The organism is Streptomyces sp. NPDC047014 (assembly GCF_040644195.1).
In the GTDB taxonomy this organism is placed as follows: Bacteria; Actinomycetota; Actinomycetes; order Streptomycetales; family Streptomycetaceae; genus Streptomyces.
The window spans coordinates 1-8,041 of sequence record NZ_JBEYVX010000152.1; the positions used below are offsets into that span (position 1 = coordinate 1).

Annotated in this window: 9 protein-coding genes; 1 reads left to right on the forward strand and 8 read right to left on the reverse strand. The window is 72.5% G+C overall.

Going from position 1 to position 8,041, the window contains the following annotated elements:
- Positions 1–94 precede the first annotated feature (94 nt).
- The 6 genes from trpC to hisI form a co-directional block, all read right to left on the reverse strand.
- A complete protein-coding gene (trpC, locus tag ABZ873_RS33395) occupies positions 95–904 on the reverse strand; it encodes an indole-3-glycerol phosphate synthase TrpC (protein WP_030032547.1) in 810 nt (269 codons plus the stop codon).
- A 172-nt stretch (positions 905–1,076) separates the two neighbouring features.
- Entirely contained in the window at positions 1,077–1,565 is a 489-nt protein-coding gene (locus ABZ873_RS33400; RefSeq protein WP_360880370.1) for a DUF2752 domain-containing protein, read from the reverse strand.
- Positions 1,566–1,645: 80 nt separating this feature from the next.
- On the reverse strand, positions 1,646–1,891 hold the full coding sequence (locus ABZ873_RS33405; protein WP_360880373.1) for an HGxxPAAW family protein: 246 nt from the start codon (positions 1,889–1,891) through the stop codon (positions 1,646–1,648).
- Between the two features lie 111 nt (positions 1,892–2,002).
- On the reverse strand, positions 2,003–2,692 hold the full coding sequence (locus tag ABZ873_RS33410) for a TIGR02234 family membrane protein (RefSeq protein WP_360880376.1): 690 nt from the start codon (positions 2,690–2,692) through the stop codon (positions 2,003–2,005).
- A 14-nt stretch (positions 2,693–2,706) separates the two neighbouring features.
- Positions 2,707–4,197, reverse strand: coding sequence for an anthranilate synthase component I (locus ABZ873_RS33415; protein WP_360880379.1), 1,491 nt, complete (start codon positions 4,195–4,197; stop codon positions 2,707–2,709).
- A 16-nt stretch (positions 4,198–4,213) separates the two neighbouring features.
- Positions 4,214–4,582, reverse strand: coding sequence for a phosphoribosyl-AMP cyclohydrolase (gene hisI / locus ABZ873_RS33420; protein WP_360880382.1), 369 nt, complete (start codon positions 4,580–4,582; stop codon positions 4,214–4,216).
- Positions 4,583–4,673: 91 nt separating this feature from the next.
- Between hisI and ABZ873_RS33425 the strand changes: the two genes are divergently transcribed.
- On the forward strand, positions 4,674–5,306 hold the full coding sequence (locus ABZ873_RS33425) for a TIGR03085 family metal-binding protein (RefSeq protein ID WP_360880385.1): 633 nt from the start codon (positions 4,674–4,676) through the stop codon (positions 5,304–5,306).
- A gap of 159 nt (positions 5,307–5,465) precedes the next feature.
- Here ABZ873_RS33425 and ABZ873_RS33430 read toward each other — a convergent pair whose 3' ends face one another.
- Positions 5,466–5,672 (reverse strand): hypothetical protein, encoded by a 207-nt coding sequence (locus ABZ873_RS33430; RefSeq protein ID WP_360880388.1) that lies wholly within the window; start codon positions 5,670–5,672, stop codon positions 5,466–5,468.
- 12 nt (positions 5,673–5,684) lie between these two features.
- The coding region (locus ABZ873_RS33435; RefSeq protein WP_360880391.1) for a polymorphic toxin-type HINT domain-containing protein at positions 5,685–8,041 on the reverse strand (2,357 nt) is incomplete at its 5' end.

Consider the following 8,041-nt stretch of genomic DNA (forward strand, 5'->3'; position numbering starts at 1 on the left):
CGTACGCCGTCGGTACGCCGCCCGGGCCCCGGCGGGAGGCCGGGGGCGCGGGCCGCGTACGGACGCGGGAGCGGTCGGGGGTCATGGGGTCGGGTCAGCTCCGGCCGTGGCGCAGGGCGGGGTGGGCACCGGCGGCGACGAGGTCGGCGACGGCCGCCTTCGGATCGCGGCCGGTCACCAGGGACTCGCCGACGAGGACGGCGTCGGCGCCCTCGTTCGCGTAGGCGATCAGGTCGTGCGGTCCGCGGATGCCGGACTCGGCGACCTTCACGATGTGGGGCGGGATCTCCCCGACGACGCGCTCGAAGGTGGAGCGGTCGACCTTGAGGTCCTTGAGGTTGCGGGCGTTGACGCCGATGATCTTGGCGCCGGCGGCGACGGCCCGTTCCACCTCCTCCTCGTCGTGGACCTCGACGAGCGGGGTCAGGCCGATGGACTCGGCCCGCTCGATGAGGGAGACGAGGGCCTCCTGCTCCAGGGCCGCGACGATCAGCAGCGCGAGGTCGGCGCCGTAGGCACGGGCCTCCCACAGCTGGTACGCCGTGACGATGAAGTCCTTGCGGAGGATCGGGATGTCCACGCGGGCGCGGACGGCCTCCAGGTCCGCGAGCGAGCCGCCGAAGCGGCGCTGCTCGGTCAGGACGGAGATGACAGCCGCACCGCCGGCCTCGTAGTCGGCGGCGAGCCCGGCCGGATCGGCGATGGCGGCCAGCGCGCCCTTGGAGGGGCTGGAGCGCTTGACCTCGCAGATCACCTTGACGCCGTCGCCGCGCAGGGCAGCGACGCCGTCCTTGGCCTGGGGCGCCTTGGCGGCACGCTCCTTGAGCTCGTCGAGGCTCACGCGGGCCTGCCGTTCGGCAAGGTCTTCGCGGACCCCTTCGATGATCTCGTCGAGCACACTCACGCGAGCGGCCCCCTTCCGGGTCGATGACGGTCGGCCGCCCTGCAGACACGTACACCTGCAAGGTCAGCACTCAAATGGTATCCGCCCGGGGCGTCGCCCTCCGCACTCGGTTGACGGCGTCCCAGTAACTGGACAGGCGGAATACGGGCCTCACGCGGGCGCCGTACGGGGTTCAGGGGGCCAGCGCCGCACCGAAAGAGAGATTTCGGACAACGGCGAAAACCAGTACGAGGGCACCCAGCGCCCACCATGAGGCAGGACGCAGCACCACCCTCGGGACCGGCCCGCCGCGCAAGGCGCGAACCAGCCAGACGGCCATGAAACCCGCGAAGACGAAGTAGCCGGCGACGGCGAGCGCGTTCGACCCGAGAGCGGCGGCCAGATCGCCGTGCGCGAACGCGTGCGCGCTGCGCAGGCCCCCGCAGCCGGGGCACAGCAGGCCCGTCAGGCGCAGCATGGGGCAGACGGGGTAGTGGCCGGGCTCGTTCGGGTCCACGGCGCCGACGTAGGCGAAGGCGGACACGGCGCCGGCCAGGTACAGCACCGGCGCGGCGAGCCGCCGCGCCCGGGAGGGCGCGGGGGCGGGCCCGGGGGCAGGCGCGGGAGCCTGCTGGGGCCAGGCGTCCGGCGGCCGGGCGTCAGGGGTACGGGAGGGGTCCACCCGCTGATCCTCTCCGCTCACGACAAAAGGCGCAGCCCGGCGGGGCCACGCCTTTCGGCTGCTGCGCCGCGCGCCGGGACCTAGGCCGGGACCTTGTTGGCGGCGATGACCTCGGCGAGGTCCTTGTGGGCGGCCTTCGGCGCGCCCATGCCCGCGGCCTTCATCCCCATGCCGACGACACCGCCGAGCACGACGACGACCATTCCGGCCCAGAAGCCGAGCGGGTTGGCGAGCACCATGAAGGCGCCGGAGATGCAGAAACCGATGAAGGCGATGATGACACCGGTCCAGGCGGCCGGGGTGTGTCCGTGGCTCGTGCCCGCCATGAGTTGCTCCTCGTTGCTCTGTCGCGCTGCTTCGTCGAACGTGCGGTCCGTGATCGGACGCCCGGGGACATTGTCCCGCACCGGGCGGGTCCGCCCACCAGGGGGGTCCGGTCAGTGGGCCCGGTCGGCGTGCGGCTCCCCGGTCGGGTCCTCGCCGCGGTCCAGAGCCTTCCACAGATCTTCCGGCCGGTCGGGATCCACCGCCGCGACGGCGCGCTGGCGGGGGCTGCCGTCACGCTCGTAGCGGCCGCCCATCGAGGGCCAGCCGCGGCCGAAGCGCAGGGCCAGCAGCCCGGAGGCCAGCAGCAGGACCGCGCCCGCGGCGGTCACGTACGGCCAGGTGGTCTGGGTCAGCCCGGCCACGTGCGCGGCGGTGTCCGCGGTGGTCCGGGCGGCCTCGGCGTCCAGGGCGCTGCGGCCGTCCGCGCCGAGGAGCGCGGACAGGCCCGCGCCCAGGCCGCAGAGCGCGAGCAGGGCCGACACCAGCAGCCGCCCCTTGCCGCGTACGGCGAAGACGGCGATCAGTGCGGCGAGGCCCACGATGGCGAGGGCGGCGGGCAGGCCGGTGACCGATCTGCCGTCGGCGGCGAGCTGGAGGGCGTCACCGCCGATGGCGGCGGTGCCCCGCGCCCAGACCCGGCCGGAGGCGAGCAGGACCACGGTGGCGCCGAGCGCGCCGAGCAGCAGCGCGGCGGCGACGCTGCGGCGGCTGCTGCGGCTGTCCGGGGCCTCGGAGGGCCCGGACGGCTCGGACGGGGCGGCATCGGTTCGGGGCGGGGGTACGGCACTCACGCACCCCACTATCCCCTACGCCCCTACGCGCCGCCCAGGCGGTTCGCCGCTCCCACCGCGCGCAGCACGGCGGCGGCCTTATTGCGGCACTCGTTGTCCTCCAGCTCGGGCACCGAGTCGGCGACGACACCGGCTCCGGCCTGGACGTACGCCGTACCGTCGCGCAGCAGCGCGGTGCGGATGGCGATGGCGGTGTCGGAGTCCCCGGCGAAGTCCAGGTATCCGACGCAGCCGCCGTAGAGGCCGCGGCGGGAGGGCTCCAGCTCCTCGATGATCTGCATGGCGCGCGGCTTGGGCGCGCCGGAGAGGGTGCCCGCCGGGAAGCAGGCGGTGAGGACGTCGAAGGCGGTGCGGCCCTCGGCGACGCGGCCGGTGACGGTGGAGACGATGTGCATGACGTGCGAGTAGCGCTCGATCGACATGAAGTCGACGACCTCCACGGAGCCCGGCTCGCAGACCCGGCCGAGGTCGTTGCGCCCGAGGTCGACGAGCATCAGGTGCTCGGCGCGCTCCTTGGGGTCGGCCAGCAGCTCCTCGGCGAGGTCGTTGTCCTCCTGCGGGGTCGCGCCGCGGTGCCGGGTGCCGGCGATGGGGTGGACCATGGCCCGCCCGTCCTCGACCTTGACCAGCGCCTCGGGGCTGGAGCCGACCACGTCGAAGCCGTTCTCGAAGCGGAAGAGGTACATGTACGGGGAGGGGTTGGTGGCCCGCAGCACCCGGTAGACGTCCAGCGCGGAGGCCGTGCAGGGGGTCTCGAACCGCTGCGAGGGCACCACCTGGAACGCCTCGCCGGCCCGGATGCGCTCCTTGATGTCCTCCACGGCCGCCTGGTACTTCTCGCCGCCCCACAGCGCGGAGAACTCGGGCAGCTCGGAGGCGGGCAGCGGGGCCGGGGCGTAGGGGGCGGGGCGGGCCAGGTCGGCCTGCATGGCGTCGAGGCGGGCGACGGCGTCCGCGTACGCCTCGTCGACCCCGGAGTCGAGGTCGTTGTGGTTGATGGCGTTGGCGATGAGCTGGACGGTGCCGTCCCAGTGGTCCAGGACCGCCAGGTCGGAGGTGAGGAGCATGGTCAGCTCGGGCAGTTGCAGGTCGTCGGCGCCGTGCTCGCCGATGCGCTCCAGGCGGCGCACGATGTCGTAGCCGAGGTAGCCGACCATGCCGCCGGTGAAGGGCGGCATCTCCCCGGCGAGGTCGCGGGGGGTGTGCAGGGCCTCGACGGTGGCGCGCAGGGCCTCCAGCGGGTCGCCGTCGGTGGGTACGCCGACGGGCGGGGTGCCGATCCAGTGGGCGCGGCCGTCCCGGGCGGTCAGGGTGGCGTCGCTGCGCACCCCGATGAAGGAGTACCGGGACCAGGAGCGGCCGTTCTCGGCGGACTCCAGCAGGAAGGTGCCGGGGCGTTCGGCGGCGAGCTTGCGGTAGAGGCCGACGGGGGTGTCCCCGTCGGCGAGCAGCTTGCGGCTCACGGGGATGACGCGGCGGTCGGCCGCCAGCTTGCGGAACGTCTCAAGATCCATTTCGGAGGGACCCTACCTAGTCGGCTGCGCGGAGGAGGACGTCTTCGTCGAAGCAGGTACGTGCCCCGGTGTGGCAGGCCGCTCCGGCCTGGTCCACCCGGACGAGCAGTGTGTCGCCGTCGCAGTCGAGGGCGACGGACTTCACGAGCTGGACGTGGCCGGAGGTGTCCCCTTTCACCCAGTACTCCTGGCGGCTGCGGGACCAGTAGGTGCAGCGGCCGGTGGTCAGCGTGCGGTGCAGGGCCTCGTCGTCCATCCAGCCGAGCATGAGCACCTCACCGGTGTCGTACTGCTGGGCGATGGCCGGTACCAGGCCGTCGGCGGAGCGCTTGAGGCGCGCGGCGACGGCGGGGTCGAGGCCGCTGGGGCGGGGGGACGTACTCATGGAGCCATTGTGCCGGGCGCGGCGGGGCGCGGTGATCCCTGTCCGGCCGGTGGGCGGGCGCCGGGGCCGGTCCGGCCGTAGGCTGGCCCGCATGTCTACCCATGCGAAGCGTGAACGCCTGCTGCTTGCGGACCTGTTGGAGGCGGCCGGTCCGGAGGCCCCCACGCTGTGCGCCGGCTGGACCTGTCGCGAGCTGGCCGCGCACGTGGTGGTCCGGGAGCGGCGGCCGGACGCGGCGGGCGGGCTGGTGCTGGGCGTGCTGAAGGCCCGGCTGGACAAGGCGATGGCGGAGTACACGGCCAAGCCGTACGAGGAGCTGATCCGGCTGATTAGGACCGGGCCGCCGAAGGTGTCGCTGTACGCGCTGAAGCAGATCGACGAGGCGGCGAACGCGGTGGAGTTCTACGTCCACGCGGAGGACGTCCGCCGGGCCCAGCCGGACTGGTCCCCGCGGGAGCTGGACCCGGTCTTCTCGGACGCGCTCTGGTCCCGCCTGGAAAAACTGGCCCGCCTGACGGGCCGGCGCTCACCGGTGGGCCTGGTCCTGCGCCGCCCCGACGGCCGCACGGTGGTGGCCCACAAGGGCACCCCGGTGGTGACGGTAACGGGCGAACCGGGCGAACTGACCCTCTTCTCCTTCGGCCGCCAGGCAGCGGCGGCGGTGGAACTGGCCGGCGAAAAGGAAGCGGTGGCCCGCCTGACGACGGCCGAACTGGGTCTCTAGCCCGTAATGGCGAGCCGGTAGGTGCTCGGCCACGGCCGGTGGCTCCGACTCGGCGGCCGGTCGTGACACCGCGCCCATGCACACGGCCCGCCGGTGATGTCCCGGCGGGCCGTGTGCTGCGCTCATTCTCGTCGCCGCACCATGTCGGTCAGCGTTCGCTCACTTCTCTTCGATCTCGATATTCGACCAGAGCGGGGACTTGCCGAATCCGGCCAGGTAATCCTCGAGAAGAAGAAAGGGCATGGTGCCCGTCGGGGTGCCCTCCCAGACGGTGTCGCATTCCTTGCATACGAGGAACTTCTCCGCGCGACCCCGGACGCGGGCCTTGACCACCCACCCCTGGTCGCATCGGGGACACCAGATCATGTCATTCCTTCCTCACAGCAGCGGATGTGCCGTGATGATTCTATTGGTGCCGGGCACCACGACGATCTTCAATTTCTTTTCCCCCAGCGTTCCGATCGTCTTCCCCATGTCAACGACGTACTTGGCCGGGTCCGACGGATCCGGGGTGCCGCGCTTCAGCCATCCCTCATCGATCAGACCCATGATGTCGCCCATGTCGGGGTTGCTGAAGACGGAATGGGTGGTCTTCGAGGGGTCGGGTACGGCGTGCTCCATGACATGGTCGATGCGGTGACCGTGAGCCGAGCCGGGCTCGTACACGAGACCCGCAGGGGACTCGAACCGATTGCCCCCGAGGCTCTTGAAATTCGTCGGGCAGGTCGAGTTGTGGACGAGGACGGACGCGCCTGCGGTCACCACATAGTGCGTGTGGAGGACATCGACCGTCAGGTTGTACACCCGCATCGGCTCGGTCCAGGCGCGCACGCCGACGAGTTCCTTGAGCTCTCCGTCGGAGGAGCGCAACCGGTCACCGGCCTTGAGACCGGCGGCGCCCACCCAGGCATGCCGGTTCTCGACCCAGAACGGGTGCCCGGCCGTCGCCGTGATGGCCCCCGTGGCATTCCCGGCCGCGCCGTCGGTGTCGACGGTGAGCTCTCGCAGGCTCTTCTGTCCCTCACCGATGATCAGATCGGTGACCGCGTGCCCCTCGGTCCTGCCGGTCTCGGGGTCGGTCGCCAGGACTTGTTCTCCGACCCGCACGTCCTGGATGGGCTTTTGCGTCCCATCGGCCATGAGGACCGGAGTGCCAGGTGCGAAGCTGTTCGGGGCCTTCGATCCGGGCATGCAGGCGGGGATCCTGCGGAACTTCTCGAGGGCTTGCTCGCCCTTGGCGATCAGCTTCTTGGCTGTGGCTGAGGCGTCAAGGAAGTCGTCGAGACCAGTGACGATGCGACTGACCGCCTTGGTGATCGCCGGCATCTCCTTGATGAGCTTGAGCGCCTTGCCCCACGGAAGGGCTCCGACCACGGCCCAGAAGCAGCTCTCGAAGTCACCTTCGGTAATGCAGTTCTTGATGTCCTCGAAGAGAAGGTCGACGATGATCTGACCGCCGTTCTCGACGAGGAAGTCGAGGAAGTCCTTGTTCGCCAGTTGGCGGGCCTTCTCGTACTCCTCCGGCGAGATTCCGGCCGCCTTGAGCGCCGCGATCTCCTCTTCGTTCAGATTCGGGTAGTTACCCTTCTCCTTGACCTCCTTCGCCGCCGCTTCGCGGGCCTTGCGCTTTTGTTCGCGTTCGTATTCCTCGGCCTTCTTCGCCGCCTCGTCCGCCTCCTTGGCGTACGTGTTGGCGTTCTTCGCCGCGGCTTCCGCCGACTTGGCGTGGACCTCGGCCGACTCCGCGAACTTGTTCGCGTCCGACGCGTCCTTCTCCGCCTGGGCCGCGGCGCCCTGGGCGACGCTGGCCTCCTGTTCGGCCAGGCTGGCGGCGCTGTTGGCGGCGGCCGCGTGGTTGTCGGCCTCGGCGGCGGCGCCGCGGGCGCGGGACGCCTCGGCCTCCGCCGCGACGGCGGCGTTGCGGGCCGCGGTCGCGTCCGCGTACGCCTTGTTCGCGGCCGTACGGGCGAGCTTCGCGTCCGCCTGGGCCTGGGCGTCGGCCTGGTTGGCGCGGGCCGCGGCGGCGCGGGCCTTGGCCCCCTCCTCGGCGGCCTGGGCCGCCGACTTCATGGCCGCGGCGGCGGACCGCGCGGCGTTCGCGGACGAGCGCGCCGCGTCGGCGGCGGCCTGGAAGGCCGGGGCGACCTGCGCGTTGGCCCGCTTGGCGGCGGCCTCGGCGGCCTCGGCGGCCTTGACGGCCTCCGCGGCCTTCGCCTCGGCCGAGGCGACCTGCTCGGCGCCCATGTCCAGCGCGGCGGCGGCGACCTCGGCGGCGAAGTCGGCGTCGACGTCCTTGCCGACGAACGGCGCGGTCAGCGCGATGGCCGTGTTGGCCGGCTCGGCGATCCCGGCGGCGGTGCTGCGGGCCGAGGCGGACGCCTTGACGGCGATGCCCGCCTGGACCCGGGCCATGGCGGCCTCGCGGACGGCGCCCTCCGCCTCCTCCTTGGTGCGGTTCGCGGCCTGGAGGGAGTTGTTCGCCGCCATGGCGGCGAGCCCGGCGAGCCGGGCGGCCTCGTGCGCGGCGATACCGGCCCGGGCCTCCTGGGCCGTGGCCTCCGCGGCCTTCTGGTTGGCGCGCAGGGCGGCCGCGTGCGTGAGGGCCGCCTGCGCCTCCGCCCGGTTCGCCGCGGCTCCGGCGGCGGAAGCGGCCGCCTCGGCCTTGTTCGCCGCCGCGTTGGCGCGCGCGGCGTGCGCGGTGGCCTCGGCCGCCGCGGCGCGGGGCCGGGCGGCCG

What these genes read in the sequence shown, in the direction of transcription:
- ABZ873_RS33425 (WP_360880385.1), top strand. Translation starts at nt 4,674, where the DNA reads ATGTCTACCCATGCGAAGCGTGAACGCCTGCTGCTTGCGGACCTGTTG.
- hisI (WP_360880382.1), bottom strand. Translation starts at nt 4,582, where the DNA reads ATGAGTACGTCCCCCCGCCCCAGCGGCCTCGACCCCGCCGTCGCCGCG.
- ABZ873_RS33430 (WP_360880388.1), bottom strand. Translation starts at nt 5,672, where the DNA reads ATGATCTGGTGTCCCCGATGCGACCAGGGGTGGGTGGTCAAGGCCCGC.
- ABZ873_RS33405 (WP_360880373.1), bottom strand. Translation starts at nt 1,891, where the DNA reads ATGGCGGGCACGAGCCACGGACACACCCCGGCCGCCTGGACCGGTGTC.
- ABZ873_RS33415 (WP_360880379.1), bottom strand. Translation starts at nt 4,197, where the DNA reads ATGGATCTTGAGACGTTCCGCAAGCTGGCGGCCGACCGCCGCGTCATC.